This window comes from Methylobacterium sp. Leaf88, assembly GCF_001422795.1.
GTDB lineage: Bacteria > Pseudomonadota > Alphaproteobacteria > Rhizobiales > Beijerinckiaceae > Methylobacterium.
The window spans coordinates 3,811-30,742 of sequence record NZ_LMMK01000020.1; the positions used below are offsets into that span (position 1 = coordinate 3,811).

A 26,932-nucleotide genomic window follows, 5' to 3' on the forward strand; every position below is an offset into this window, starting at 1 on the left:
TTCTCCCGCAGAGGGGAGAAGGCCATGCGCGCTAACGCTCCGCCCGACCCCGAACCAGCGCTATCCTGCCGGTCGCGCCTGCGCTAAGGCCCCGGCCATGAGCCAGACAGCCCTCCGCCCCGCCGCGACCCGCCCGACGACACCCGCCGAGGCCGTCCCGGCCGCGCGCATCCTCATCGCCAGCTTCGTCGGCACCGCGATCGAGTTCTACGACTTCTACGTCTACGCCACCGCCGCCGCCCTGGTGATCGGGCCGATCTTCTTCCCGCCCGGCGATCCGGCGGTGCAGACCCTGGCGGCCTTCGCCACCTTCTCCATCGCCTTCATCGCAAGGCCCCTGGGCGCCGCGTTCTTCGGCCATTTCGGCGACCGGGTCGGGCGCAAGGCCACGCTCGTCGCCTCCCTGATGATCATGGGCCTGTCGACGGTGCTGATCGGCTGCCTGCCCTCCTACGCCACCGCCGGCTGGTGGGCGCCCCTCGCCCTCTGCGTGCTGCGCTTCGGCCAGGGCGTGGGCTTTGGCGGCGAGTGGGGCGGGGCGGCCCTGCTGGCGGTGGAGAACGCGCCGCCCGGAAGGCGTGCCCTCTACGGCATCTTCCCGCAGCTCGGGGCGCCGGTGGGCTTCATCACCGCCAATCTCGGCTTCCTCGGCCTCGCCCTGGCGCTCAGCCCCGCCGACTTCCAGGCCTGGGGCTGGCGCATCCCGTTCCTGGCGAGCGCCGTCCTCGTGGGCGTCGGGCTCTATGTCCGCCTCAAGCTCACCGAGACCCCGGTCTTCAAGGCCGCCCTGGAGAAGGCCGCCCCGGAAAAGGTGCCGCTGGCGGTGATCTTCACCAAATACCTCCGCGCGACCCTGCTCGGCACCTTCGCCATGGTGGCCTGCTACGCGGTGTTCTACCTCTCCACCGTCTTCGCCCTGAGCTACGGCGTCTCGACGCTCGGCTTCACAAGGCCGACCTTCCTGCTCTTCGAATGCGTCGCCGTGCTGTTCATGGGCCTCGGCATCCCTCTCTCGGGCTGGGCCGCCGATCGGTACGGCCGCCGCCCCGTCCTCCTCTCCGGCCTCGTCTTCACGGCGAGCCTCGGCCTGCTGATGGGCCCGATGCTCGGCAGCGGCCAAGGCGGACTCGTCCTCGGCTTCCTGTGCCTGGGCCTCTTCGCCATGGGCTGGCTGTTCGGCCCCATGGGCGCCCTGCTGCCCGAACTGTTTCCCACCCGCGTGCGCTACACCGGGGCGAGCGTGACCTACAACCTCGCCGGGATTCTGGGGGCCTCCGCTGCGCCGTACCTGGCGCAGCGGTTGTCGGAATGGGGTGGTGTGGGTTGGGTGGGGCTTTATTTGGCGGTGGCGGCTGGGGTTAGTTTTGCGGCGGTGGCGTCGATGCAGGAGACAAGCGATATTCAGCTGTCTGCTCCAAGTTGAAACGACTACAGTTTCTCGCCTACGTGTCCGATGATGGCGCACGATGTGTCATATTCCATCAAGAAGTGAATTCTTCCGCAGCCGGGAGTGAACCGAGCATGCCAGTCGAATAGCTTGTTTTCTCCAGCGGAATTTGTAAACCAGCAAAGCTTTTTCCGAGTGCTATGCTCTGGAGTAACATTACTTTGGAATTTTGGTAGATCGCCGGAGGTTGGATCCCAATTCGAGAACGATTCGTTAAGCTCGAATAGTCGAAGCTTTACTTCCTTCAACGCTTGGGTTCCAATCAAAAGGCTTCTGATCTGATTTTCGGTGCGTGACAGAAATCGAAGATTTGGAAATATATTAGCACGAAGCTCCCATATCTCGTCACCACTTAGAATATTTTCCGAATATTTTGAGCACCATTGCCTATGGGTTTCGACGTGCTCTTTGCAAGAAATATGACGGACCGAGACATTCGATGTAGATACTTCCACTTCTCCTTCCGTATTTTCGATTATTTTTGATTTTGCAAGTTCTATATATTGTACTTTCCAGGGCTCACTGTTCAGACTCACTGCAACCGTGTTGATCGATTGAGCTAAGCCTAACCCTTTTGCAATGCGGGTTCCGTATACATAATCAGTGTTCTCATACAACTTCGACGAGTCAAATGGCGACCGATTCTCTAATCCTCTAATCAGACGCCATTCCTCTTTGAATTTATCTCCTCTAAAAATTTCGATCAGCGTTTTTCCTGCGCCGACCTCTGTTGCACTTAGCGTACATTCGCTGTGCACAACTACGTCACGCCTTGTTTGTCGAATTATTCTCAATACCTCCAGAAGCAAATTAGCAATTTGAGCGGCTTCGTCTTCAATAATAATATTCGGATTGTACGAAAGCTCATTAATAAATATCGGAAAGCTCATTGATTCTATCCTAGTATCAGGTCGATGCTCTTATCCCACTGATCGAAAAAGCCGTCCGGCCATTTCGATAAGCGACCAGTCGGGTCAACTTCGGGAGTCACTAGGCTGGGTTGCGCCCCATCTAGCGCACGCGAGAAAAAGTTGAGTTGAAGTTTTTCTGAATCAATAATTTTATTTTTGACTGCTATACGCAACCCATTAAGGATATGATCGCTATGGCTTTCAACTATGATTTGCACACCTGAAGCTGCAGTTCTGGCCAGCAAATCGCCTAACGCAACCTGACCTTGTGGATGCAGGTGAGCCTCCGGGTTTTCTACAAGAACTAAGCTTCCAGGCGGACTTGTTAGACAAGCGAGGAGTATTGGAAGAGAATAACTAAGACCAAAACCAACGTTTGTAGGCCGGTATAACTCAGAGCTTTTAATTCCTGCGTTCGATCCGTATCCATATGCCAATCTTACGGTATCTGTTCGATCAACTTCTTCTACGCTGACTCTTGCGCCGGGGCTTATTTCCTGCATCCAAGCATTAATTTGACTTAAGAGACCGCTTGTCGCGGAAAAAGACGGGTGCCTTTTAATAGCATGATTAACTTCGCTGTCTTGAAACTTAAACAGATAGTGCGGAGCAAACTCTCCCTTGCTTCCAAGAAATTTCTGTGTGCTTATTACATGGTGAGATTTTGGATAACTCACCATAGGACTCACGCGATCTGCCTTTAAATACTGAAAATAATCTTTGAATAATGAGAATTTGCTTAGCTCTTCGTGTGACAGCGCCGATTTTCCCTCAAGAACATCGCTCATCTGGTCGTAACTGACCGCACAATGAAGTACGTCGGATGACGAATTTTCTTTCAATGAAATAACTATTTCATCTCTATCATTGTTCTCATGGAGGACATCACGACCTACTCCGAGATCGACGAGATGACCATTTAGAGTAAGTGATGATTTGAATATAAACCCATTGTCAAAAGATTGTCTAAGTAGCGCAAAAGCCTGTAGGGTTGTACTTTTTCCAGAACCATTCAAGCCAGATAGTAATGTAATCTGTCTAAATTTAATCGAAATATCCTTGAAAGCCTTAAAGTTCTGAAGTCTGATTGATTCAATCATTTGAACACCTAACTAAAAGCGCTTCGACTTCGCCAAACCTTCTGCGTACTTTCGCTATGTCGCCCGTACCTTGCGAGATCGAAGATTCAAACTCGCGTGTATTCATGAGCAGCATAAATTCGTTTTTCACCAAATCTTTATTGTCGATGCATCCTTGCCGTCGGCTAGATCCGATATTGGCTAGATTTACTACAAAAGTTTCAAATAAAGCTTTATTCACAGGGTAGCGAGCGTCGGAAACACGGTACCGCTTACGAAACGCGTCTTGCTCAAATATCTTGAGGGCAGCGCGCAAAGCTGAGCGAAAATCTCTCTTTAAACTATTCAAAAAATCTTCGCTTTTACCATTAATTTCTCTCATTGTGTCTCCCAGAAATCGATCAAAATCGTATGCCTTGTATTGCTGTGGCGGATTAAGCTTAAACGCGATGAACCGCAGCACCATTTCTCTATCTGCCATTCGTTCGTCGCGAATGCTATTTGATGTCGCCGCCTTGAATTCGACCGTCCCCGCGAGATCCGCCAAAAACGAGCGGGCTCTGCCTGGAATTAAAGCATGGCGCAACTCCTGACTGGAAAGCGGAAGGCCGCCTGTATTGATTCTGGCAAAAATATTAAATTTTACCTCTTCTGGAGTACCATGCTTGATTAAATGTACTACCAACTCCGTCTCTCTAAGCCTTCTCTGAAATCTAGACGAGAGCCCTTGAAATGATTTTCCATTAAATGCGGATCCCAAATACTCCAATCCTCCCAATATTAATCTTGTTTCTGATATTATGTCAGGGTCCATAAATCGGGTAATCGTTGTGAGTCTCTGAATACCATCAACTATAACCCAATTTTCCTCCTCATCTTCCGCGGCATAAAGTGTTGGGAGAGGTATTTTTAGCAATAAAGACTCAATGAGCCTACTTTGCTGTCTATCGGTCCATATGCCTCGCCGGCGCTGGAAATCAGGCTCCAAATCGATTGCATTCGATTTGATACGAGATAAAAGTAGATCAATTGTCATTGATCGAGTAGCAACGTCTATCTTGTCGGGATTAAATGGCTCTCCAATTACAGAAATATCCTCATCTCTATCAATCTGCTCATCTTCGACACCTGAAGCCTCGCCGAACGATGTTTTTTCTTCTAAAAAATTTTGAGATTGGCTCATTACAATGTCCTAGCTGATTTTTTTACTTCATCGATTGCTATCGGATTAGCATATGAGATGATAGACCGCTGGTGAAGCGTAAATATTTCAATCTTCGGACACCGATCCATCACCACAACACACCCCGCCGCCTCAGCCCGTGCGGCGGCGGACTCATCCCGAACCCCGATCTGCATCCAGATGAAGCGCGGCGGCTGGGGGAGGGCGAGGGCCTCGTCCACCACGCCGCCGGCGGCGTCGGAGCTCCGAAAAATCTCGACCATGTCGACGGGCTCGGGCAGGTCGGCGAGGCGGGCGATCACGGGCTGGCCCTGGAGCACCTGCCCACTGAGCCCGGGATTGACCGGGATCACGCGGTAGCCGCGTTCCAGCAGGAAGGCCATGACGTGGTGGCTCGGCCGGGCCGGGTTGGCCGAGGCGCCGACCAGGGCGATGGTCCGGGTCTCGGCGAGGACCCGGCGGATCAGGGCGGGGTCGTAGGCATCGTGGGACTGGCGCATCCCCGATCTTGTCGGGCAAGCGGGGGCGTGCTGCAAGGCTTCGCGGGGTCACGCCAAGTCCTCGCGCGATCGTCCCGCGTCATCGGGTCGGGCGCGGCCCGATGAACCGGAGTGTCCGTTTATGTCCGAGACCCTGCCCCAGGCCCTCACGCTGGAAGAGACCGCGGCCTTCCTCGAATCGGCCTTCCCGCAGATGGAGGCCGGGGGCCGGACCTACCACCTCGTCGAGGTCGGCCCCGGCCTCGCCCGGATGCGGATGGACCATCACGACCGGCACCTGCGCCCCGGCGGCACGGTCTCCGGTCCCTCCATGATGGCGCTGGCCGACTACGCCCTCTACGCGGCGATCCTCGCCAGCCTCGGCCCGGTGGCGCTCGCCGTCACCACCAGCCTCAGCTTCAATTTTTTGCGCAGGCCCGGCCCCACCGGCCTCCTCGGCACCGCCCGCCTGCTCAAGCTCGGCCGGCGCCTCGCCGTCGGCGAGGTCCACATCACCGGCCCGGACGGCGGCCCGCTCGTCTGCCACGCCACCGGTACCTACGCGATTCCGCCGGGCGCCTGAGGGCGACGCGCGACGGGGTCGGCGCGGGACCCGAAATGCCGCGACCTCGACACGACCTCCGCGGTATACGAGCGTTGTCCGGTGGCCCGGTTCGCGCGTAGCTGGTAGAGATCCGGCGCTGACCAGGGGAGACGACGATTTCCGACGATGTATGGGTGACCGGCCTGGGCCTCCTCGCCGTCTTTGCCCTCGTGCTCGCCAACGGATTCTTCGTGGCCGCCGAATTCGCCCTGGTCTCCGTCCGCAAGAGCCGGGTCGCCGAACTGGTCTCCGAGCGTCGGACCCATGCCCGCTCGCTCCAGCGCGCCACCGATCAGCTCGACGCCTACCTGGCCGCGACCCAGCTCGGCATCACGATCTCCTCCCTGGCCCTCGGCTGGGTCGGCGAACCGGCCCTGGCGCATATCATCGTGCCGGCGTTGAGCTTTTTGCCGGAACCGGTCGGCACCACGGCCGCCCACACCATCGCGGTGGTGATCTCCTTCGTCATCATCACGGCGATGCACATCGTGCTGGGCGAGCTCGCCCCGAAGAGCCTGGCGCTCCAGCGCAGCGAGCGCACGGCCCTGGCGGTCGTCCGGCCCCTGGGCGTCTTCCTCTTCGTCTTCCGCCCGGCGATCCTCTTCCTGAACGGCCTCGGCAACGGCGTCGTCCGGATGTTCGGCCTGCAGACGGGACACGGCGAGGGCTCGCTGCACTCCACCGCCGAACTGAACCTCCTGGTCCAGGCGAGCCAGGAGGCCGGCCTGATCCGCGAGGCGCAGCAGGAGGCGGTGCAGCGCATCTTCTCCATCGGCGAGCGCCGCGTGCGCGATATCATGACCCCGCGCCACGAGGTCGAATGGGTCGATGCCGACGAGGAGCCGGAGGCCATCCTGACCTCCGTGCGTGCCTGCGACCACGCCCAATTGGTGGTGAGCCGCAGCGAAGTCGACGAGATCGTCGGCGTCGTGCGCAAGCAGGACCTGCTGAACCAGCTGCTCGACGGCAAGCCCGTCAACGTCCTGGCCGTGACCCAGCCCCCGATCGTCGTGCACGAGAGCATGTCGATCCTCGCCGTGCTGGAGACCTTCCAGGCCAAGCCCGTGCGGATGGCGGTGGTGGTCGACGAGTACGGCAGCCTGGAAGGAATCGTGACGCAGACCGATCTCCTGGAGGCGATCGCCGGAAACATCCCCGAAGTCGGCGACGAGCCGAACGTGGTCGAGCGCGAGGACGGCTCGCTCCTCATCGACGGCATGATGCCGGCCTCGCAGGCCTTCGACCGCCTCGCCTTCGCTGAGCATCCGGATTCCGACGACTTCACCACGCTCGCCGGCTTCGTGATCTTCCGCCTCGGCCGGATCCCGGGCACCGGCGACCACTTCGAGTCGCATGGCTGGCGCTTCGAGGTCGTCGACATGGACGGCCGCCGCATCGACAAGGTTCTGGCGACGCCCCTGTCCTGAGGGCCGAGCGGGTTCGGGGGACGGCTGCGCACGATCGACGGCAAGCCGCGCCCTTGGCGGATCGCGTTGACGCCCACGGGGGCCGGGAGGCCGCGTGGAATGCGGTTTCCAGGGCGGCCTTCGAGGACCTCGCCGCTCGCGGGGGCGACGGGCATGCGCGCGTTCGGGATCATAGGACGACGCAGGAATGGCGAGTCGTCCCCCTCACGCACCACGCGAAATGGAAGGCGAGGGCGTTTTGCAAGCACCGGATCTGGAGGTCCGCTGAGGGGACCAACCGATGACCCGCGGCCTGCGAGGTTCAACCGGCCACGCCGACCTCCGCGAGGGCACCAGCTGGGCAGTCACGGCGCTTCTGCCGAGCCCATAGCACCTACTGCGCCCCGCTCCTCCTCGGGAGAGCCGACGCTCGAAGGCGCCGGCGAGGGCGCTCTACAGCGGCTCGATCGGAGGGCTACGGACGCGCTGACCGGTGCAGGGCGGGCGCCTCATGGCAAACGCCGCACCGGAGCCGCAGCGGTTACAGGATCGCACGACACAAGCGTCTCGCTGACGCGCACGCGCTCGACCGATGTGGAGCGAAGGGTGCAAGCCCGCAGACGTGCGGCTTCGGCACTCTGGATGGGACGCATTGCGAGGCGAGCGCTGGCTCCAGACATCGGCACGTCACGCAAGCAACCGGACCGGATAACAACACGAGCGGCGCCGACCGGGCGGAAACCCGATCAGCGCCCCATCGCCGGTGCAGACCATGTCGAAAACGGTCTGCACGCACCTTGGCGCGTGCAGACCTGATCCAAACTCAGGCGTCGACTTTCTTGCGCGGGCCGCGACGCTTCTTTTCGGCCTGCGGAGCCTCGGCGGCCTCCTCCTCGGGCGGCGAAGCGGACACGGTCTCCTCCGGCGCGCTCTTGGCTACACCCTTCCGGCGCTGCTGACCGAGGCCGAGGGCTCGGGCCAACTCGGAACGCTGCTCCGAGTAACTTGCCGAGGTCATCGGATAGTCGGGCGCGAGGCCCCACTTGGCCCGATACTGCTCAGGCGTCAGGCCACGCAGGGTGAGGTGGCGACGCAGCGTCTTGTACTGCTTTCCGTCCTCGAAGCTGATCAGATAGTCCGCCGTGATCGAGCGGCGGATCTCCTGGGGAGTCGCCTTCGGCGGACCCGCCTCGGCTGCCGGCGTGCCACTGGCGGTTACGCCACGGATCGCCTCATGCACATCACTGAGCAGCTTAGGAAGCTCCGCGCTCTGTACATGATTATTGCTGACGTAGGCCGAGACGATGTCGGCGGCCAGGGTGATGAGTCGAGCTGCGTCGTTGTCTGTTTCGGTCATGTTTCGTAGCCAATCTGCATAAGAGCCGATGTTGTCTTGAAGCGTAGGCTCAGATCTTTTTGCAAGCAAGATGTTACATCACAGAATGGGCAATTTTTCATCCTGTCCGTGTGGATCATTTATCAATTTTTCGCGTATCGCCTGCACACTTTGCAGCAGTCGCGTTCCAGTTGCCCAACAAGACCATCACGGATCGAGCAGGAGCGGAGATCTACGCATGATCCGAGAGACGATGCTGGAACAAACCATTCCGTCAGCGCAACAGGATCGGGCTTTGACCGAATCCGTCCCTCAAAGAACGCTCGGCATTGTTGACGCGTTCGCAAACGGCGGTTTCACCCTACGCGGACAGACGGAAATCCGCGCCTCATCGAGAGCATCGACTGCTGTTCCGACGGTCTCCCACAAGATTCGGACTGACCATCGGACATAACGTTGCGTTCGATAGAACACTTTTACGGTGTTCGCAATGAATGGAGGAGAGTTCGTACAGCATCAGCCAGAAATGCTTGGGGAAGGCCGTGCCGGCATCTGACCAGAGATCGTCGGTGAGGAAGGTGGGTCGCCATTTTCTGGTTTGCCCATAGTTCTTCTTCACGAACGCCGCAGCGATCTCGCGTGGATGAGAACCTGTCTGTGATCAGGGTAAAGTGTTGTCGATCGAGGCTTTGGTACAGCGTGGGCCCGCGCAGCACAGCTACGGCGTTCGGCACGCGAATCCGGTGTCGACGCGGCACACGCATCCCGTGTCGGGTACGACCTTCTCGACGTGTACCATCCCTACCCGAGAGAGCGCCCCCAGCGAACGGGGCAGGGGTGCGCTCCGAGGCGTTCAGTCAAGCCCAAGCATCAGGGTGATGTTCTGTACGGCTGCCCCCGATGCCCCCTTACCGAGATTGTCGAGGCGAGCAACGAGGACGGCTTGTCCATAGGCGTCTTTGCCGAAGACCCGCAATTCGAGCCGGTCGGTGTCGTTCAGGGCTTCCGGCTCGATCCGCTCATCTTCGTCGGCGGGGATCACCCGGACGAGATCCTGCCCCGCGTAATAGGCACGAAGGGCGGTCTCCAGATCCGCGACATTCGGTGAGCCCGGCAGGGTATCGAGGTGCAGCGGCACGCTCACAAGCATGCCCTGCCGAAAATTCCCCACCGACGGGATGAAGATCGGACGCCGCGTCAAACCGGAATAAGCCTGGGTCTCGGGCAGATGCTTGTGGCCGAGACCCAGGCCGTACAGCAGGAAAGGCTCCCCCTGTCCCGCCTCGTAGGTCTCGATCATCGCCTTGCCACCACCACTGTAGCCGCTGACCGCGTTGATGCTGATCGGGAAATTCGCGGGGATCAGACCGGCTTCCACCAGGGGGCGGAGCAGAGCGATCGCGCCGGTCGGGTAGCAGCCGGGATTGGCCACGCGGCGGGCTTCCCGGATCGCCTGCGCCTGGAGGGGCTCGAGTTCGGCGAAGCCATAGACCCAGGCCGGATCGACCCGATGGGCCGTGCTGGCGTCGAGAATGCGGGGCCCGCCGCCCGGCAACGTGTCGGCCAGGGCAACGGTCTCCTTCGCGGCGGCATCGGGGAGGCACAGCACAACGAGGTCGACCGCCTGCAGAAGGTCGCGCTTCACCGCGATGTCCTTGCGGCTTTCGTGCGGAATGCTCTTCAGGGCGATGCGGCCGTCGCGCTCGAGGCGCTCGCGAATTCCGAGACCGGTGGTCCCTGCCTCGCCGTCGATGAAGACCGTGGGCTTCCGCCCGACACCGTTCTCGCTCATGGACACCTGATATCCTTTTCGTCGAGTCGACGAAGACGCATCCTGCATCGACCCGTATGCGCCACGTGGCCGGGACGCTTCGTCAAGTCAATGTCTTCGCGACACTCGAAGAAGGGCGGATGACGGGCGATCAAGCCTGTGTATCGTTTCCCCTTGCCTGGAACGGCGCCGTCGACTGGCCTGTTATGGGCCAAAGGAACCATCAATCGAGGAACAGCGAATGTCGGCCAGCGCGGAGAAGAGTGATCCCAAGCTCTGGGAGAAGGTGAAGAACGAGGTCACGGCATCCGACAAGGGCGGAAAACCCGGACAATGGTCGGCACGCAAGGCGCAGGCTGCGACCAAGGCCTACAAGGATGCCGGCGGCGGCTACAAGGGTAAGAAGTCGGACGACAACCACTTGAAGCAGTGGACCGAGGAAGAATGGGACACCAAGTCCGGCAAGAAAAGCGGCGAGACGGGGGAGCGCTACCTGCCCAAGAAGGCGCGCGATTCGGTGTCCAAGTCCGAATACGACCGGTCGTCGAAGAAGAAGCGTGCCGATTCGGCCAAGGGGAAGCAGTTCTCGAAGCAGCCCGCCGACGTCGCGAAGAAGACCGCCGCAGCGCGTAAATCCCAATCCGGTAAGACCAAGGCGGACCTCATGAAGGCGGCACGGGAAAAGGACATTCCGGGACGCTCGAAGATGTCGAAGAGCGAACTTGAGCGCGCCCTTCACGCCTGATCCATCAGGCGACCAGCGTTCCCCAGGACGGTTGCCACACGTTCTGCGGGTCGATCACAACGATCTCACGATCGCTCTCGTTCGCGACATGGACGGCGATGCCGAAGGCTTGGGCGACCGGAAGCGTGCCGGTGGTGCTGAAGAGGCGGCCGTCGGCGAGCTTCACTTCCCCCGTCGTCGCGCCGTCCACCTGTGCGAGACAGAGGGTCACTGCGGAGGCGTCGGGCTCGGTCACGCGTCGGAAGGGCTTGGCCATGGGGACTCGTCTTTCTGAGGCTCAAAAAGGAAAGGGCGGCCGAAGCCGCCCTGACCAGACACATCTCGAAGGAAGCGCTTAGCGCTTCGAGAACTGGAAGCTGCGGCGGGCCTTCTTGCGGCCGTACTTCTTGCGCTCGACCACGCGGCTGTCGCGGGTGAGGAAGCCCTCACGCTTCAGCGGCGAACGCAGCTCCGGCTCGTAGTACGTCAGCGCCTTCGAGAGGCCGTGGCGCACGGCGCCGGCCTGGCCCGACAGACCGCCGCCATGCACCGAGACGGTGATGTCGTACTGGTCGACGCGGTTCGCGATCTGCAGGGGCTGGCGCAGGATCATGCGCAGCACCGGACGGGCGAAGTAGGTCTCGACGGCGCGGCCGTTGACGACGACCTTGCCGGTGCCCGGCTTGATCCAGACGCGGGCGACTGCGTCCTTGCGCTTGCCGGTGGCGTAGGCGCGGCCCTGGGCGTCGAGCTTCTGAACGTGGACCGGGGCGGCGTTCTCCGGCGACTCGACGTTCGCGCGGTTCAGGTCGGAGAGGGACTGAAGGGTCGCCATGATCAAGCGCTCACGTTCTTGCGGTTGAGGCTGCCGACGTCGAGCGCCTGCGGCTGCTGGGCGGTGTGGGGATGCTCGGAGCCCTTGTAGACCCGGAGGTTGCCCATGATGTGACGGAAGAGCGGGCCGCGCGGGAGCATGCGCTCGACGGCCTTTTCCACGACGCGCTCGGGGAAGCGACCGTCGAGGATGAACTTGGCCGTGCGCTCCTTGATGCCGCCCGGGTAGCCGGTGTGGTGGTAGTACACCTTCTGCTCGCGCTTGCGGCCGGTGAACTTCACCTTCTCGGCGTTGATGACGATGACGTTGTCGCCGCAATCGACGTGGGGCGTGTACGCGGGCTTATGTTTGCCGCGCAGGCGCATGGCGACGATGGAGGCGAGCCGGCCAACGACCAAGCCCTCTGCATCGACGATGATCCACTTCTTGTCGACGTCGGCGGGCTTCAGAGAAAAGGTCTTCATCCCGTGGCGTTCCGTATGGTGTCTGGACAAAACGATGCGCCGTCGCGTGCGGGACGCGACGGCGTTGGCGGCTGCATTAGGCCCCCAACTGCGTTTCGTCAAGACGGATAAGCTCTCTTCCACGCCAGTGAAACGCCGAAAGGTGCGATCTTTCAAGCCTTTCGAGCGCGAGGTATCTGGTTACCGCATGACGATCCGCTGATCGCGGGGATCTCGTCTCGTGACCCTCAAGGCCTCACGGAAGGCCCTTGAGCGAGCGATTCGTTGTCAGGAAGACGCGGCGTCTGTCACGCGAACGCACCCTGCACGCACAGACGAGCGAACGTGCAGGGCAACCGACTGGGCCGGGTGATTTGCGAGATCAGCGGTCCGCCTTGTCCCCGGCCAGGGTCAGTTCGATGTAGCGCAGGGTGGTCGGACGCACGAGGTCGCGAACCTTGCGCGCCATCGCCTCTTCTTCCCGCAGAGATTGCTGGAATCCCGTGAGCGCCGTCTGCTCTCCGGCGGCCTCCGCAATGGCGAGGAGCGACTCGTAGGCCGCGATCTCGAAGTTCTCGAAGGCATGGTTCGCGAAAGCGTTCTTCAGGATCTCGTCCTGGGCGGGCATATGCCCGAGCGCCATCATGTTTCCGACGAAGCCGAGCACACCCTCCTTGAGGCTCGAGGGACTTTCGGAAAGGCTGTGCAGGGCTTCCTCCAGGCGGGTCCGCTGACCGTGCGTCTCCTCGATATGACGGCGCAGGGCCGCCTCCATCTCGGGGTAGCGCTGCAAGCGCTCGACCTGCCGCTCCATGATCTGAAGCGCCTGCATCTCGAGTGCATGCGTGTTCTTCAGAGCCGTGACATAGATTTCGCGCGTCTCGATAGCCACGTTTCTCGTCTCCTGATCGGTAGCGAAGGCGTTCGCCGTCGTTACGAGAAGATCTCCATCGCGGCTCATGTTCCGGCGCAACCTGCGACATCTGTGGGTGCCGCCGCCGCGACATGCCAGCATCGAGGAGCGCCACGGTCGCAAACCGCTGACCCGCATCGACGTGGAGATGTGGCCACGCTCAGCCTCGCTGCAGCCGCTCCAGTTCCGCCTCCGCGGCCAGCGCCCGCGCCTTCCACGCATCGCGCTCGGCCTCGGTGGCGCGCGCCGCGGTCTCGGCACGCTGAGCGCGCGCCGCCTGGGTCGCGGCCAGGGCCTGAGCCCGTTCGCGGGCGCGGGTCTCGCCCGCCATCTGCACCTTCAGGTCGCGGGGCGTGGCCATCGCGGCATTCCTTCATTCCGGTCCGTGGGGCTGCCTTCCCGCGCCGGTACGCCCGGGTCAAGGTCCGCGCGCCACGCAGCGCAATCTCAGACAGTCGTCGAGAAGGTAGACCCGGCCCAACAGCAGTCGGCGTCGGCCCGGGAGATCCCGAGGATCAGCCCCTCCGCCGCAGAAAGCCACGGCAACAGAAGCCGCCCGAGACCCGGCCAGCCAGGCTCGCCCCCGTCGCAGGCGAGCGAGGCCGATCGCAGCATGGCGAGCCCCCCGACTCAGAGACCGGATTCCCTTAGGACGGTTCGGGAGCATGAGGCGCTTCAGGCGAAGGAGTCCTGTCGTCTCGGGACCAGCGGCACATCCGAGGTGCTGTCGCGTCGCCGCATCGTGCGCGAGCCGGCCAGCCCCGCAAACCACATCGGCCATCCGGGGCCGGCGCGGCTGCGAGGGGGCCAGGGGATCCTGATGCGACCCTTATGAAACGACGCCTCGTTGCCGCTCGAACCCTCACGCGCCGCGACGCAAATTCCTCCTGCGATCCGACACCGGGATCGTGCGAACCCACGAGCCATCCATGCCCCGTCCCCGTCCGGTCACGCCCGTCAGCCCGATCTCGGGCCCCGACACGCCACGCTTCGTCATCGGCCAAGACGGGCGGGGGTGCTGGGTGGCCATCGAAGTTCATGGCCGGGCCGGCGGCCTGTTCCGCACCTGCCAGGCCGCGCTGCATTACGCGGTGGAGGCGACGGCGCATCGACCGGATGCCGTCAGGATCGCGGCGGAGCGCGTCGAACTTCGGATCTGAGGGAGCGAACGGCGTTCGGACCGGCTCTCAACCGGCGGCCCCGAGCCCATTCCGGCGCAGGGCAGCATGCAATCCCGGCACGTCACGGGCGGTGCGCAGGGCCACCGCGACGTCCGGATCGCGCAGCCGCCGGGCGATGCAGGCCAGCGCAGTCAGCGAGACGTCCCGGGGGTCCGCCGGCAAGAGCAGGAGCGCGACGAGGTCCACGGGACACCCATCAATGGCCTCGAAGTCGAGGGGATCGCGCAGGCGGGCCAGGAGCCCGAAGGGTCGGTCCAGGCCGTCGAGGCGCGCATGCGGCAGGGCGATGCCGTCGCCGATCCCGGTGGAGCCGAGGCTCTCGCGCGCCGCCAGGGCCGCGCGGATCGGCGCCGCCTCGCGCCCGAGGGCGAGCGCCGCCCGGCGCGCCAGGTCGTCGAGGAGCGCCGCCTTCCCGGCCGTTCGCAGACCGCAGATGACGCGGTCCGCGGGCAAGAGATCGTCGACGGTCATCGGATTGGTCCGCCCCCATCGTCGGGCGCGCGCAGGCGGTAGCCGACGCCGGTCTCGGTGAGGAGGATCCGAGGGCGCTCGGGATCGGCCTCGAGCTTCTGACGGAGTTGGCGCATGTAGACTCGGAGATATTGCGGGTCGGACGAGGTCGAGACCGCGTTCATCAGCTGGGCGTGGGTCAAGGCCTTTCCGGCATGCTGCACCAGGACCCGCAGGAAATCGTATTCCCGCGGCGTCAGCTTCACCTCCGCGCCGCGGACGCGGACGATGCGGCGCACGAGGTCCACGCTGAGGCCGTCGATCTCGAACAGGGCGCGCTCGCCCTGCACCGCCAGCTGATGACGCAGGGCCGCCCGCAGGCGTGCCAGGAGTTCACCCATGCCGAAGGGCTTGGTGACGTAGTCGTCCGCGCCGAGGTCGAGGGCCTCGACCTTGCCCGGCTCGTCGTCGCGGCTCGACAGGACCACCACCGGGAGGTCGCGATGATCCTCGCGGATGCGACGAAGAAGATCGTGCCCGCGCATATCCGGCAGGCCGAGGTCCAGAATGATCAGGTCGATCGTCTCGCGGGTCAGGATCTCAAGAGCGACGCGCGCGTTCGGCGCCTCGAAGATCGTGTAGCCCTGCGTTGCCAGCCCCATTCGCAGGAGTTTGCGGATGGGCGGCTCGTCATCGACCACGAGAACGGCGGGGCTCATGCGGCGAGGTCCGAGGCGGTGGCGCTCGTGGCGGGCACCGGGAAGAGAAGGGTGAAGACGGCGCCGCTGCGATCATGCCGATTGCCCGCCGTGAGCGTCCCGCCCATCGCCTCCACGAAGCCACGGGCGATGGCGAGGCCGAGTCCGGTCCCGGCCCGCACGCTGTCGCCCTTCCGAGCGCGATAGAACTTGTCGAACACCCGCTCCCGCTCCGCCTCCGGCAGGCCGTCGCCCGCGTCGATGACCTGAAGGCGGACTTGGGACGGCCCGCCGGACGGGCCGGAGACGATCTGCGCCGTCACCGTGACGGTCGAGCCGTCCGGGGCGTACTTCGCAGCGTTGTCGAGGAGGTTGACCAGGACCTGTTCGAACAGGACCGGGTCGAGGCGAAGGGCCGGGAGATCCGGTGCGAGGTCCAGGACGACCCGGTGCTCGGCCAGGATCGCGCCCAGGCGGCGCAGGGCGGTGTCGACGATCTCCGCCACGTCCTGTGCGGTCAGGTTCGCCGCGACCGCGCCGGCCTCGAGCCGGGTCATGTCGAGGAGATTGACGATGAACCGGTTCAGCCGCTCGGATTCGGCGATGATCGTCGCCAGAAGGTCGCCCTTCGCGTCCCGGCCGAGATCGGCGTCGAGGTCGCGCAGGGTCGTGGCGGCCCCGAGAACCGAGGACAGGGGTGTCCGCAGGTCATGGGAGATCGAAGTCAGCAGGGCCTGGCGCAACCGGTCGGTCTCGGCATCGCGTTCGGCCCGCGCCAGATCCTCCACAAGACGGACCCGTTCGATGGCGAGGGCGCCCATGTCGGCGAGGGCATCGAACAGCCGTCGATCCTCGGGCGTCAGGATCGGTCCGCTGCCGTCCGCGTCGAGGCCGATCACCCCGATGGGGCCGCGACCTGTCCGCGTCGGTATGAAAATACGACGGGCACCCGGAAGCGTATCGGCACCGCGTCCCGCCGGCCGATCGTTTGCGAAAGCCCACTGCGCCGCGGCCAGATCCGCCGCGTCGAGGCGGTCCTCGGGGGGATACCCGGCCCGGACCGTCACCGTGTCGCCCTCGGGCAGCAGCAGCACGACCCGTACGTGCAGCATCGCGGCGATCTGCGCGGAGGTCGCCCAGAGAACGTCGTCGAGGGTTCCGCAGGCGGAAAGCTTGCGGCTGAAGCCGTAGAGACGCTCCGTCGCCCGCGCCCGGCGCTGGCTGACCACCGCCACCGCCCGAGCCCGGGCGGCGAGGTTCGAGACCAGCACGGCAACCAGGGTGAACAGCAGGAACGCGGCCACGTTGGTCGGGTCGGCGATGGTCAGCGTGTAGACCGGCGGCAGGAAGAAGAAGTTGTAGGCCAGCGACGCGGCGACCACGGCGGACAGCGCCGGCCCCAGGCCGAAGCGCGCCGCGACCGCCACCACCGCGGTCAACAGGAACAGGTCCGCGTTCTCGACCCCGAGGTAGGGCTGCAGCCCGAGGGCAAGGCCGAGGCCGGCGAGGATGGCCAGGGCAGCGAAACCGTAGCCGGCGCCGTCAAGGGCGGGTCGGACCGGGGCCGTCGCCACCCTCTTGGGGGAGACGGGCGCCGGCAGCGTCTCACCGGGCACGACGTGGATGCTGATGGCGCCGCTGCGGCGCACGAGATCGTGGACCACCGAGCCGTTGAAGAGTTCGAACAGCCAGGACCGCGTCGCCTTGCCGACGACGATGTGATTGACGTTGGCGCCCCGGGCATATGCCAGGAGGTCGTCGGCGACGCGCCGGCTCCCCGGCAGGGTCACGGCGTCGCCGCCCAGCCGATCGGCGAGGCGCAGGGCGTCGGCGACCCGATCGCGGTCCGCTTCGCTGAGGCCGAGGCTCCGCGCGCCCTCCACCGTGACGGCAGTCCACGGCGCGTGCAAGCGATCGGCCAGACGCTTGGTGTAACGGACGAGGCCGGCTGAGCGCGGATCCTCGCTCACGCAGACCATGACCCGCTCCCCGGCACTCCAGGGTCCCGCGATGGCATGGGCCTGCATGTGGCTGAGGAGTTCGTCGTCGACTCGATCGGCGGTCCGCCGCAGGGCGAGTTCGCGCAGAGCGGTCAGGTTGCCGCGGGAAAAGTAGTGGCGTAGGGCACGCTCCGCATTGGCGGGCACGTAGACCTTGCCGGCCTTCAGGCGCTCGATCAGGTCGTCGGGATTGAGGTCGACCACCTCGATGTCGTCGGCCCGGTCGAGGATGCCGTCCGGCACCGTCTCGCGCACCCGGATGCGCGTGATCTGCGCGACGACATCGTTCAGACTCTCGACGTGCTGAATGTTGAGGGTCGTGTGCACGTCGATGCCGGCGGCGAGCAATTCCTCGACATCCTGGTAGCGCTTGGGATGGCGCGAGCCCGGCGCATTCGTGTGGGCGAGTTCGTCGACTAGCGCCAGGGCCGGACGCCGCGCCAGCAGGGCGTCGAGGTCCATCTCCTCGATGACGCTGTCATGGTAGGGGACCCGCCGGCGCGGAACGACCTCGAAGCCCTCGATCAGGACCTCGGTCTCGCTGCGGCCGTGGGTCTCCACGACGCCGATCACCACGTCGGTCCCGGCCTTGAGGCGAGCCCGGCCGATCGTGAGCATCTCGTAGGTTTTGCCGACCCCGGGAGCTGCGCCGAGAAAGACCTTGAGGCGGCCCCGTCCCGTCTCGTCCCGGCGCGCGCGGTCGAGCAAGGCCTCCGGCGAGGGACGCTGGCGCTCGCGGACATCCTCACTCATGGAAAGTCCCTCATCCCACGTGTCCTCCGGCGCGGATTATTGCCGGAGGCGCGCGTCCAAAGCGAGGTTCAGCGCCAGGACATTCACGCGCGGCTCGCCGAGGACCCCGAAGGTCCGGCCTTCGACCTGCGCGGCGACGAGGTCGCGCACCCGGTCCTCGCTGACGCCTCGCGCACGGGCCACGCGTGCCACCTGGAACAGGGCAGCCTCGGGGGACAGGTCGGGATCGAGCCCGGAACCGCTGGCGGTGACGAGATCCACCGGCACCGTCGCGCCGGGGTTCTCGGCCCTCAGGGCGTCGAGGTCGCCCTTCACGCGCTCGGCCAGGGCAGCGCTGGTCGGTCCAAGGTTGGAGCCGACCGAGTTGGAGGCGTTGTAGGGCGACGGCACGGTCTTGGCTGCATCGGCCGGATCGGTGGCCACCGTCGCCGAGGGGCGCCCGTGGAAGTAGCGCGGGCTGGTGAAGGATTGGCCGATCAGGCTGGAGCCGATAATCGTGCCGTCGCGACGGATCAGGCTGCCGGCGGCCTTGGCGGGGAAGATCGCCGCGGCGAGGCCGGTCATGGTCAGGGGATAGGCGAGGCCGGTGATCGCCGTCAGTACGACGAAGAGGGCGAGAGCGGGACGCAGGGAGGCGAGCATGGAGACAACTCTGGTTCGGACAGGAAGGGGGGTCAGGCGAGGTGCAGAGCGTTCACGGCGAGGTCGATCACCTTGATGCCAACGAACGGCACCAGGATGCCGCCGAGGCCGTAGATCAGCAGGTTGCGCCGCAGGAGCGCGGCGGCTCCCACCGCCCGATACGAGACGCCTCGGAGGGCGAGCGGGATCAGCGCCACGATGATCAGTGCATTGAAAATGATCGCCGACAGGATCGCGCTCTGGGGCGAAGCGAGCCCCATGACGTTCAGGGCCTGAAGCTGCGGGTAGAGCGTCAGGAACATCGCCGGGATGATGGCGAAGTACTTCGCCACGTCGTTGGCGATGGAGAACGTGGTTAGGGCCCCGCGGGTCATCAGGAGCTGCTTGCCGATCCCGACGATCTCGATGAGCTTGGTCGGGTCTGAATCGAGATCAACCATGTTCCCGGCCTCACGCGCCGCCACCGTGCCGGTGTTCATGGCGACGCCGACATCGGCCTGGGCCAGGGCGGGCGCGTCGTTGGTGCCGTCGCCGCACATGGCCACGAGCTTGCCGTCCGCCTGCTCCCGCCGGATCAGCGCGAGCTTATCCTCCGGCGTGGCCTGCGCCAGGAAATCGTCGACGCCGGCCTCGGCCGCGATAGCCGCCGCAGTCATGGGGTTGTCGCCGGTAATCATCACCGTGCGGATGCCCATGCGGCGAAGTTCGGCGAAGCGCTCGCGGATGCCACCCTTCACGATGTCCTTCAGGAACACGACGCCGAGCAGCTGCCCGTCGCGGGCGACCGCCAGGGGCGTGCCGCCGGCCTTCGCGATGGTCTCCGCGATAGCCCTGATCTCCACCACGGCCTGCGAGTCCTCGACCGGTCGATAGGCGAGCGCCGCATTCGCGCCGCGGGACGCGATCGGCTGTACTCCCAGAGAGGCGATCACCGCCTCGACCGCACCCTTGCGGATCGACCGTCCGTCGAGGTCGACCCCGGACATCCGCGACTGGGCCGTGAACGGCACGAAGGTGACGTTCAGGCCCGCCATGTCGCGGGCTCGGATGCCGTAGCGGTCCTTGGCCAGCACCACGATCGAGCGGCCCTCGGGCGTCTCGTCGGCAAGCGAGGCGAGCTGTGCCGCGTCGGCGAGATCGTGCTCGTCCACCCCGCCGACCGGCCGGAACTCGGTCGCCTGACGGTTGCCGAGGGTGATGGTGCCGGTTTTGTCGAGCAGGAGGGTGTCGACGTCACCGGCGGCCTCAACCGCGCGGCCCGACATGGCGAGGACGTTGAAGCGAACGAGGCGATCCATGCCGGCGATGCCGATGGCCGACAGGAGCGCACCGATGGTGGTTGGGATAAGAGTTACGAACAGGGCGACGAGGACGATCAGGGGGATCGCCCCGCCGGCGTAGTTCGCAAAGCTCGGGATCGAGGCGACCGCGAACACGAAGACGAGGGTCAGGCCGGCGAGCAGGATGTTGAGGGCGATCTCGTTCGGGGTCTTCTGGCGGGACGCGCCCTCAACAAGAGCGATCATGCGGTCGACGAAGGTCGAGCCGGCCGCTGCCGTGATGCGGACCCGGATCGCGTCGGACAGGACCTGGGTTCCGCCCGTCACCGCCGACCGGTCCCCGCCGGATTCCCGGATCACCGGTGCGGACTCGCCAGTGATGGCCGCCTCGTTGACGGAGGCGACGCCCGCGATGACCTCACCGTCGGACGGGATCAGGTCGCCAGCCTCCACCAGCACCACGTCGCCGACCTTCAAGGCGGTCCCGGGCACCGAGTCCCAGGCATCGCCCGGACCGGTGAGGCGCTTGGCGGTCATCTCGGTGCGGGTCCGGCGCAGGCTGTCGGCCTGCGCCTTGCCGCGGCCCTCGGCCAAGGCCTCGGCGAAGTTGGCGAAGATCAGCGTGAACCAGAGCCAGAGGATGATCTGGCCGGAGAAGCCGAGCCCGGACGCGCCGGTCGCGAGATCGCGGACGAACAGGACGGTGGTCAAGACCGCGACGACCTCGACCACGAACATCACGGGATTGCGGATCATGATCCGGGGATCGAGTTTACGGATCGAGCCGACGACGGCCGGGCCGACGAGGGCGGCGCTGAAGAGGGACGTGGAGGAGCGAGACATGATGGGGGGGTCCACGAAGGGGCGCGGGACGGCCGGGCGCGACGCGCCGGGTCCGTGGCTGGTCAGGGTGCGAGGGCACGGCGCGTGAACTCGGCGGCGAGCACCAGGGCGAGGGCGCCCAGGAGGGTGACACCGAGCACCGCCAGGATCAGGTCCGAGAGCCGGGGCGGCCGGGCCCCGGGAATCGGGTGAGGCTGGCGGGTACCGGATCGGAGCCCGTGAAGGTGGTGGCGCCGGACCCGGCGCGGTGGAAGGGCGGGGCGCACCGCTCAGCCGCCCGTCGCGAAGCTCAGGCCTGCGGTGCCCGCCAGGTGCTCGACGATCGGGCCAAGAGCCAGGGACGGGAAGAACGTCAGGCCGCCGACGATCAGGATCACGCCGACCAGCATGCCGATGAACAGCCCGCCATGGGTCGGCAGGGTTCCGGCGGAAGCCGGCACGGTCTTCTTGGCGGCGAGGGCGCCTGCGATGGCGAGGGCGGGGATGATCACGAAGAACCGCCCCACCAGCATGCCGATCGCCAGCGTCGTGTTGTAGAACGGCGTGTTGCCGCTGAGGCCGCCGAAGGCCGAGCCGTTGTTGGCCGCGGCGGACGTGAAGGCGTAGAGGATCTCCGAGAATCCGTGCGGCCCGGCATTGGCGGGGCCGGCGAGGCCGGCGGCCACCACGGTGGCGAGGCCGGTGAATCCCAGCATCATCAGAGGCAGGCACAGGATGGCGAGCATGGCCATCTTCACCTCCCGCGCCTCGATCTTCTTGCCGAGATACTCGGGGGTCCGGCCGACCATGAGCCCGGCGACGAAGATCGCCACGATGACGAAGACGAGCATGCCGTAGAGACCGGCGCCGACGCCGCCGACAATGATCTCGCCGAGCTGCATGTTGATCATCGGGATCAGGCCGCCGAGGGCGGTGAAGCTGTCGTGCATCGCGTTGACCGCGCCGCAGGAGGCGGCGGTAGTCACCACCGCGAACAGCGCCGATGCGACGATGCCGAAGCGCAGCTCCTTGCCCTCCATGTTGCCGCCCGCGAGCCCGAGCCCATTCAGCACGGAGCTGCCCGCGGCCTCGCTGGCGTACGTGACGAGGACGCCGGCGAGAAACAGCACGCCCATGGCGCCGAGAATCGCCCAACCCTGCCGTTCGTCGCCGACCATGCGGCCGAAGACGTTGGTCATCGCCGCGCCGAGGACGAAGATCGAGACGATCTGGATGAAGTTGGACAGCGCGGTCGGGTTCTCGAAGGGATGAGCCGCGTTGGCGTTGAAGAACCCCCCGCCGTTGGTGCCGAGCATCTTGATCGCCACTTGGCTCGCCACGGGCCCGATTGCGATCGTCTGGGTGGCGCCTTCGAGCGTCGTGGCCTCGATGGAGGCGCCCAGGGTCTGGGGGATGCCCTGTGAGACCAGGAACAGGGTGTAGACCACGCAGATCGGCAGCAGCACGTAGAGGGTGCAGCGGGTCAGATCGACCCAGAACGAGCCAACCGTCCGGGCCGAAGCTCGCGCGAAGCCCCGAACGAGAGCGACCGCGAGGGCAATGCCGGTGGCGGCCGAGAGGAAGTTCTGGTGGGTTAGCCCAAGCATCTGCGACAGGTAGGAGAGGGTGCTCTCGCCGCCGTAGTTCTGCCAGTTGGTATTCGTCACGAAGCTCGCCGCGGTGTTGAAGGCGAGATCCGGCGCCACGGACCCTTGTCCGGCCGGGTTCAGAGGCAGGACGTCCTGCAGGCGCAGGAGCCCGTAGAGCATGGCGAAGCCGAGGGCGTGGAACGTCAGCATGGCGAGCCCGTAGCTGAGCCAGCTCTGCTCGCCCCGTACGTCGATGCCGGCCAGGCGATAGAGTCCGGTCTCGACGGGCCGGAGAACGGGCGAGAGAAGGGTACGCTCGCCTTGGAACACGCGGGTCATGTACCCGCCGAGCGGCCTGACGAGCGCCAGCACGATCGCGCAGAACAGCGCGACCTGAATCCAGCCGTTGATGGTCATGGAGGTGGTCCTTGGGAATTCGTCCGGAGGGCGCGTCAGAACCGCTCGGGGCGCACGAGGGCGTAGGTGAGGTAGCCAAGCAGTCCCAGGGTCACGAGGGCGCCGAGGGTGAGGTCGAGGGTCATGAGGGGGATGCTCCCGTCAGCGCGCTCAGAGGCGTTCGCACAGCAGGGCGTACCCGGCGGCGAGACCGAAGAAGGCGAGTCCTGTGGCCAGGAAGGCGATGTCGAGCATGAGGGGTCCGATCCTGTGCGGCGGATCGGCCCGGGTCGTCACGACCGATCACGCTCGCCCGGAGCATGGACGGGAACCGCATTAGGGTTCGAGTGAGCGCGCCACGCGATTTTATAAGGATGGCATGAGGATCGGAGCGCGCGGCGTCGGCGGCTCGCACCCTCGCGAACGGGTCGCTGCCGAGCCGCTGGTATACACGAGGGTCGTCGTCGAGGTCGCGCCGAAAACCCGTCCCCGTCGGCGGCGTTTCATATCCCGCGCCGCTCCCGCGCGGGATGAACAGCGAAATGGCCGGTCGGCCTCACCGAACGGAGAAGGGCAGCTGATACGGGCGTCCGAACGGGACGCCGTTGTTCACGGTCTGGACGGGCGAGAGGAAGCCCGTTCCGTCACGGCGGTTGTTGCGGGTGTCGACCATGGAGAGCGGCCGCTCGACCCATTCCATCACCGAGACGTCGCCCGGCGCACCGACCTGCAGCGTCCCGAGCTTCGCGTCCCGGTCGATCACCCGGGCGGGTGCCGCGGTCGCCATCGCGATGACCTGTTCCAGGCTGAAGCCCAGGGGCAGGAACTTGCTCATCACCAGGGGCAGGAACGGCATGCCCGGCGTATTGCCGGAGACGACGTGCAGATCCGACGAGATCGTATCGGGCGGAGCTCCCTGCGCGATGGCCGCCTCCGCCACGGTGAAATCGAAGGAACCGCCACCGTGGCCGATGTCGAACACGACACCGCGCTGCTTGGCGGCCAGGGCCGCCGGGAGGAGCTTGCCATCCTGGACGATGTTGGTGAACTGCCCAGCCATGTTGGGCGCGCCCGAGTAGCAGTGCGTGAGGATGTCGCCCGGCCGCAGCAGGTCGAGGATGCGGCTCATCAGGTCGGCAGTCTCGACGCCGCCGATATGCGCCATCACCTTGGCGGGTCGTCCCGACAGCTCACAGGCCTGGATCGCCCGGCGCAGGGGCTCGGCGCCATGCTTGAAGATGACGTTCTCCGACATTCGCACCTTGGCGCCGAGGACGAAGTCCGGGTTCTCCGCGATGGCCAGCGCGCAGGCGTCCACCTGGGCGTTGTCGATGGTGTAGAGTTCCGCGACGGGGAAGGCCGACAGTCCGTGATTGGCGATGTGGACGAAGGCGAACATCCGCGTCCGGGTCTGCGCGGCGATGTGCCGGCGCAGGGCGGCGATGGTGTTGGCGCCCGCGTCTCCGGCGGAGACCACCGTCGTCACCCCGGAGAACGGGACCGTCTCATCGGCCGGGATGCCGATCGCCGAGCCATAGGGAAAGGTGTGGGCGTGGAGGTCGACGAGGCCGGGCAGCACGAGCTTGCCGGAGGCGTCGATCGTCTGCTTGGCCCGATCCGTCGGCAGATCCGCCGCGAGGGCGGCGATCCGTCCGTGACGGATACCGATGTCGCGCTTTCCGCGCAGGGACTGGCTCGGATCGATCACCTCGCCACCCCGTATCACGAGGTCGAAAGGACCGCCCGGGTCCGGTTCCGCCGAGGCCCCGGTCGTGGCCACGAGGCTCGTCGCGGCGGCCCCAGCGAGCCACGCCCGGCGGGTCAGCGTGTCCATGTGGTCGCTCCGTGGAGGCGGGGGCAGGGCTGGGGACGCGGAGGGCGGGACCGCCGATGCCGGTCCTGTGGGGCGGGCGGCGCTTGGCACCACGACATCGCTTCTGATCCCTGACCGCGGCGCTCGTTGATTGGCTCCGACGCTCGGGATGCTAGAGGCTGACGGGCACGGTCGGCAATGCTTTTCGAAGATGGGCGTGCGTCGACGGCGGGAAATGGGTGGGGCGAGGTTCGTCCCCTGGACGACCGGCAGGCGTTCCGCAGACACCGCATCCCAATGACGGGTCCCTGAGGCACGAGCCGCCGCACGAGGACTTCGGCAACTCTTTGGACCGGTCCGATCCACAAACAAATTGCATCAAACTAACCGTCGCGATCGACCTGCAGAAAATCGATCGGCGGCCCCTGCGTCTCATCGAAGACGCCGGCCGTGAGGCACCGGCCGTAGACGCAACCCGTGTCGAGGTTGGTGCGGTAGGGTTGCCGGTCGGGCATCCCCTCCAGTTGCGGCGTGTGTCCGTGAACCACGTGCTTCCCGAAGTCGAAGGCCGTGCCGAGAAACGGCTCTCGGATCCAGAGGCGGTTCCACAGATCGGGATCGACGCCGGTTCGCCCGGGGCGAAAGCCGGCATGGACGAAGTAGTGCGCGGCGTCCTCATGGACGGTGGGCAGGTATGAGAGCCAGGTCAGCACGTCGGGCGGAAACGCTTCCGGGCCGGTGATTCCAAAGGAGCGGAGGGTCTGCCGGCCGCCGTTGCTCAGCCAGGTGGAGGCTCCGTGCGGGTCGCGATAGGCCTCCAGCATCATCTGCTCGTGGTTGCCCATCAGGCAGGTGAGGGCACTCGGAGCGTCGCGCTGAAGGTGCCTGAGAATCTCGATCACCCGGGCGCTCTCGGGACCCCGATCCACGTAGTCGCCCAGGCAGACGATGCGGGCCGGACGCCCGGCCCGGTGCAGGTTGATCCGCTCCAACAGACGGAGCAACGCATCGGCGCAGCCGTGAATATCGCCGATCGCGTAGGTGAGGACGTTCATGCGAAGTCCGGTGACAGCGTTGGGAGCATCCCCGTCGCATGGCAGGAAACGGATGCGCTGAACATCCTTGCGTTGGGCCGGCTCCGGAGCCAACGCCGCGTTCAAGGGTCACGGGCCACGCGACTGTGAAGGCTGGGGCCTAACGGAAGATCTGGATCATCGCCGGGGTCAGGATGACGACGAAGAGTACCGGAAGGAAGAACAGGATCATCGGCACCGTCAGCTTCGGCGGCAGGGCGGCGGCCTTCTTCTCAGCCTCGTTCATCCGCATGTCGCGGCTTTCCTGGGACAGCACGCGCAGGGCCTGGCCGACGGGCGTTCCGTAGCGCTCGGCCTGGATCAGTGCCGTCGTCACCGCCTTGATCTGATCGAGACCGATGCGGTTGGCGAGGTTTTCAAAGGCGATGCGCCGATCCGGCAGGTAGGAGAGCTCGGCGGTCAGGACCGCGAGTTCCTCGGCGAGCACGATGGATTGCCCGACCACCTCGGTGCTGACGCGCCGGAACGCGTGTTCGACGGACATGCCGGACTCGACGCAAATCAGCGTGAGGTCAAGGGCATCCGGCCAGGCGGCCCGGATCTCGGTCTGCCGCTTGCTGGCGCGGTTGTGGAGGTACAACTCCGGGGCCTTGATGCCGAACAGGAGCACGCCGATGACGATCATCGTGCGGATGGCAAAAGGCTGATCCAGGACATCGAGCACGAAGAGGTAGAAGATCGCCACCAGAGCCAGAACGATCGGCGTCACCAGGCGGAAGAACAGGAATCCCGTCTCGGCCCCCGGCGACCGATAGCCCGCCATCATCAGCTGCTTGCGGGCGGTCTCCGTCCCGAGCCAACGGCTGAGGTTGAACTGCTCCACCACCCGTTTCATGTAGGCCTTGGGGGCGACCCGGAGCGTCGCCTTGGAGCTCATGCGCTCGCGTTCGCGGCGCCGGATCTCCTCCCGCTCCTCGCCGATCAGCTTCATGCGCTTCCCGAGACGGTCGGGCTCCAGCATCGGTTGGAGCAGCGCGAAGGCTGTCGCAGCCGCCGCGATGGCGGCGAGGGCGGTGCCGAGGAAGCGCGGCTCGGTGACCTTGGCGGCGATGAGATCCAGCATGCGGTGTCTCCGTACGATCC

The 26,932-nt window shown here is 64.8% G+C and carries 28 protein-coding genes; 5 read left to right on the forward strand and 23 right to left on the reverse strand.

The features are described from left to right. Positions 1-97 precede the first annotated feature (97 nt). A complete protein-coding gene (locus tag ASF20_RS11705) occupies positions 98-1,423 on the forward strand; it encodes an MFS transporter (RefSeq protein WP_244476407.1) in 1,326 nt (441 codons plus the stop codon). Between the two features lie 5 nt (positions 1,424-1,428). Here the strand turns inward: ASF20_RS11705 and ASF20_RS24055 are convergent, their stop codons facing one another. Genes ASF20_RS24055 through ASF20_RS11710 form a run of 4 tightly spaced genes read right to left on the reverse strand, consistent with a single transcriptional unit; the run spans position 1,429 to position 5,120 of the window. Next, entirely contained in the window at positions 1,429-2,337 is a 909-nt protein-coding gene (locus tag ASF20_RS24055; protein WP_156648049.1) for a hypothetical protein, read from the reverse strand. A gap of 5 nt (positions 2,338-2,342) precedes the next feature. Further along, positions 2,343-3,458 (reverse strand): DUF3696 domain-containing protein, encoded by a 1,116-nt coding sequence (locus ASF20_RS23315; RefSeq protein ID WP_082501300.1) that lies wholly within the window; start codon positions 3,456-3,458, stop codon positions 2,343-2,345. Further along, entirely contained in the window at positions 3,451-4,620 is a 1,170-nt protein-coding gene (locus ASF20_RS23320) for a DUF262 domain-containing protein (protein ID WP_082501301.1), read from the reverse strand. The genes ASF20_RS23315 and ASF20_RS23320 overlap by 8 nt, the downstream gene beginning before the upstream one ends. Beyond that, the gene (locus tag ASF20_RS11710) at positions 4,620-5,120 is read right to left on the reverse strand and encodes a CoA-binding protein (RefSeq protein WP_056274393.1); all 501 of its coding nucleotides are present in this window, start codon (positions 5,118-5,120) and stop codon (positions 4,620-4,622) included. The genes ASF20_RS23320 and ASF20_RS11710 overlap by 1 nt, the downstream gene beginning before the upstream one ends. A 121-nt stretch (positions 5,121-5,241) precedes the next feature. Between ASF20_RS11710 and ASF20_RS11715 the strand changes: the two genes are divergently transcribed. Both ASF20_RS11715 and ASF20_RS11720 read left to right on the forward strand, forming a co-directional pair. Then, the gene (locus ASF20_RS11715; protein ID WP_056274397.1) at positions 5,242-5,682 is read left to right on the forward strand and encodes a PaaI family thioesterase; all 441 of its coding nucleotides are present in this window, start codon (positions 5,242-5,244) and stop codon (positions 5,680-5,682) included. Between the two features lie 155 nt (positions 5,683-5,837). Continuing rightward, positions 5,838-7,130 carry a hemolysin family protein gene (locus ASF20_RS11720; RefSeq protein ID WP_280136490.1) on the forward strand — a complete coding sequence of 431 codons (1,293 nt, stop codon included), beginning with the start codon at positions 5,838-5,840 and terminating at the stop codon, positions 7,128-7,130. An 802-nt stretch (positions 7,131-7,932) separates the two neighbouring features. Here the strand turns inward: ASF20_RS11720 and ASF20_RS11725 are convergent. Further along, positions 7,933-8,466 (reverse strand): MucR family transcriptional regulator, encoded by a 534-nt coding sequence (locus ASF20_RS11725; RefSeq protein ID WP_056274400.1) that lies wholly within the window; start codon positions 8,464-8,466, stop codon positions 7,933-7,935. An 832-nt stretch (positions 8,467-9,298) separates the two neighbouring features. Continuing rightward, complete coding sequence (gene argC / locus ASF20_RS11730) at positions 9,299-10,237, reverse strand: N-acetyl-gamma-glutamyl-phosphate reductase (RefSeq protein ID WP_056274403.1); 939 nt, start codon at positions 10,235-10,237, stop codon at positions 9,299-9,301. Positions 10,238-10,457: 220 nt separating this feature from the next. Here argC and ASF20_RS11735 point away from each other — a divergent pair, with 220 nt between their 5' ends. Beyond that, complete coding sequence (locus tag ASF20_RS11735; RefSeq protein WP_056274408.1) at positions 10,458-10,961, forward strand: hypothetical protein; 504 nt, start codon at positions 10,458-10,460, stop codon at positions 10,959-10,961. Between the two features lie 4 nt (positions 10,962-10,965). On the opposite strand, the gene ASF20_RS11740 is transcribed toward ASF20_RS11735, so the two are convergent. The 5 genes from ASF20_RS11740 to ASF20_RS11760 form a co-directional block, all read right to left on the reverse strand. Further along, the gene (locus tag ASF20_RS11740; protein WP_056274411.1) at positions 10,966-11,217 is read right to left on the reverse strand and encodes a hypothetical protein; all 252 of its coding nucleotides are present in this window, start codon (positions 11,215-11,217) and stop codon (positions 10,966-10,968) included. A gap of 78 nt (positions 11,218-11,295) precedes the next feature. Then, a complete protein-coding gene (gene rpsI, locus ASF20_RS11745) occupies positions 11,296-11,775 on the reverse strand; it encodes a 30S ribosomal protein S9 (protein WP_056222465.1) in 480 nt (159 codons plus the stop codon). Positions 11,776-11,777: 2 nt separating this feature from the next. Further along, positions 11,778-12,239: a 50S ribosomal protein L13 gene (gene rplM, locus ASF20_RS11750; RefSeq protein WP_056274414.1), complete on the reverse strand. Its 462-nt coding sequence runs from the start codon at positions 12,237-12,239 to the stop codon at positions 11,778-11,780. 361 nt (positions 12,240-12,600) lie between these two features. Continuing rightward, the gene (locus ASF20_RS11755; protein ID WP_056222947.1) at positions 12,601-13,110 is read right to left on the reverse strand and encodes a ferritin-like domain-containing protein; all 510 of its coding nucleotides are present in this window, start codon (positions 13,108-13,110) and stop codon (positions 12,601-12,603) included. 181 nt (positions 13,111-13,291) lie between these two features. After that, complete coding sequence (locus ASF20_RS11760; RefSeq protein ID WP_056222462.1) at positions 13,292-13,492, reverse strand: hypothetical protein; 201 nt, start codon at positions 13,490-13,492, stop codon at positions 13,292-13,294. 568 nt (positions 13,493-14,060) lie between these two features. Between ASF20_RS11760 and ASF20_RS11765 the strand changes: the two genes are divergently transcribed. Beyond that, complete coding sequence (locus ASF20_RS11765; protein ID WP_056274417.1) at positions 14,061-14,291, forward strand: hypothetical protein; 231 nt, start codon at positions 14,061-14,063, stop codon at positions 14,289-14,291. A 27-nt stretch (positions 14,292-14,318) separates the two neighbouring features. Here ASF20_RS11765 and ASF20_RS11770 read toward each other — a convergent pair whose 3' ends face one another. The 12 genes from ASF20_RS11770 to ASF20_RS11820 all read right to left on the reverse strand — a co-directional run bounded on the left by ASF20_RS11770 (position 14,319) and on the right by ASF20_RS11820 (position 26,912). Next, positions 14,319-14,783, reverse strand: coding sequence for a PTS sugar transporter subunit IIA (locus tag ASF20_RS11770; RefSeq protein ID WP_056274420.1), 465 nt, complete (start codon positions 14,781-14,783; stop codon positions 14,319-14,321). Next, entirely contained in the window at positions 14,780-15,481 is a 702-nt protein-coding gene (locus tag ASF20_RS11775; protein WP_056274424.1) for a response regulator transcription factor, read from the reverse strand. The genes ASF20_RS11770 and ASF20_RS11775 overlap by 4 nt, the downstream gene beginning before the upstream one ends. Next, entirely contained in the window at positions 15,478-18,213 is a 2,736-nt protein-coding gene (locus ASF20_RS11780; RefSeq protein WP_056274427.1) for a sensor histidine kinase KdpD, read from the reverse strand. The genes ASF20_RS11775 and ASF20_RS11780 overlap by 4 nt, the downstream gene beginning before the upstream one ends. A 36-nt stretch (positions 18,214-18,249) precedes the next feature. Continuing rightward, positions 18,250-18,855: a K(+)-transporting ATPase subunit C gene (locus ASF20_RS11785; RefSeq protein WP_056274430.1), complete on the reverse strand. Its 606-nt coding sequence runs from the start codon at positions 18,853-18,855 to the stop codon at positions 18,250-18,252. A gap of 32 nt (positions 18,856-18,887) precedes the next feature. After that, positions 18,888-20,978 (reverse strand): potassium-transporting ATPase subunit KdpB, encoded by a 2,091-nt coding sequence (gene kdpB / locus ASF20_RS11790; protein WP_056274433.1) that lies wholly within the window; start codon positions 20,976-20,978, stop codon positions 18,888-18,890. Positions 20,979-21,040: 62 nt separating this feature from the next. Next, positions 21,041-21,244, reverse strand: a complete 204-nt coding sequence (locus ASF20_RS11795; RefSeq protein ID WP_056222440.1) for a hypothetical protein — start codon at positions 21,242-21,244, stop codon at positions 21,041-21,043. A gap of 3 nt (positions 21,245-21,247) precedes the next feature. Continuing rightward, entirely contained in the window at positions 21,248-22,963 is a 1,716-nt protein-coding gene (kdpA, locus tag ASF20_RS11800; protein WP_056274437.1) for a potassium-transporting ATPase subunit KdpA, read from the reverse strand. Between the two features lie 35 nt (positions 22,964-22,998). Further along, a complete protein-coding gene (locus tag ASF20_RS11805; protein ID WP_036267122.1) occupies positions 22,999-23,088 on the reverse strand; it encodes a K(+)-transporting ATPase subunit F in 90 nt (29 codons plus the stop codon). A gap of 25 nt (positions 23,089-23,113) precedes the next feature. Continuing rightward, positions 23,114-23,239, reverse strand: coding sequence for a hypothetical protein (locus ASF20_RS25280; RefSeq protein ID WP_274534757.1), 126 nt, complete (start codon positions 23,237-23,239; stop codon positions 23,114-23,116). A gap of 259 nt (positions 23,240-23,498) precedes the next feature. Further along, a complete protein-coding gene (locus ASF20_RS11810) occupies positions 23,499-24,776 on the reverse strand; it encodes an amidohydrolase/deacetylase family metallohydrolase (RefSeq protein ID WP_056274441.1) in 1,278 nt (425 codons plus the stop codon). 362 nt (positions 24,777-25,138) lie between these two features. Beyond that, entirely contained in the window at positions 25,139-25,810 is a 672-nt protein-coding gene (locus ASF20_RS11815; protein ID WP_056274444.1) for a metallophosphoesterase family protein, read from the reverse strand. Between the two features lie 139 nt (positions 25,811-25,949). Further along, positions 25,950-26,912 carry a type II secretion system F family protein gene (locus tag ASF20_RS11820; RefSeq protein WP_056274449.1) on the reverse strand — a complete coding sequence of 321 codons (963 nt, stop codon included), beginning with the start codon at positions 26,910-26,912 and terminating at the stop codon, positions 25,950-25,952. Positions 26,913-26,932: the final 20 nt, after the last annotated feature.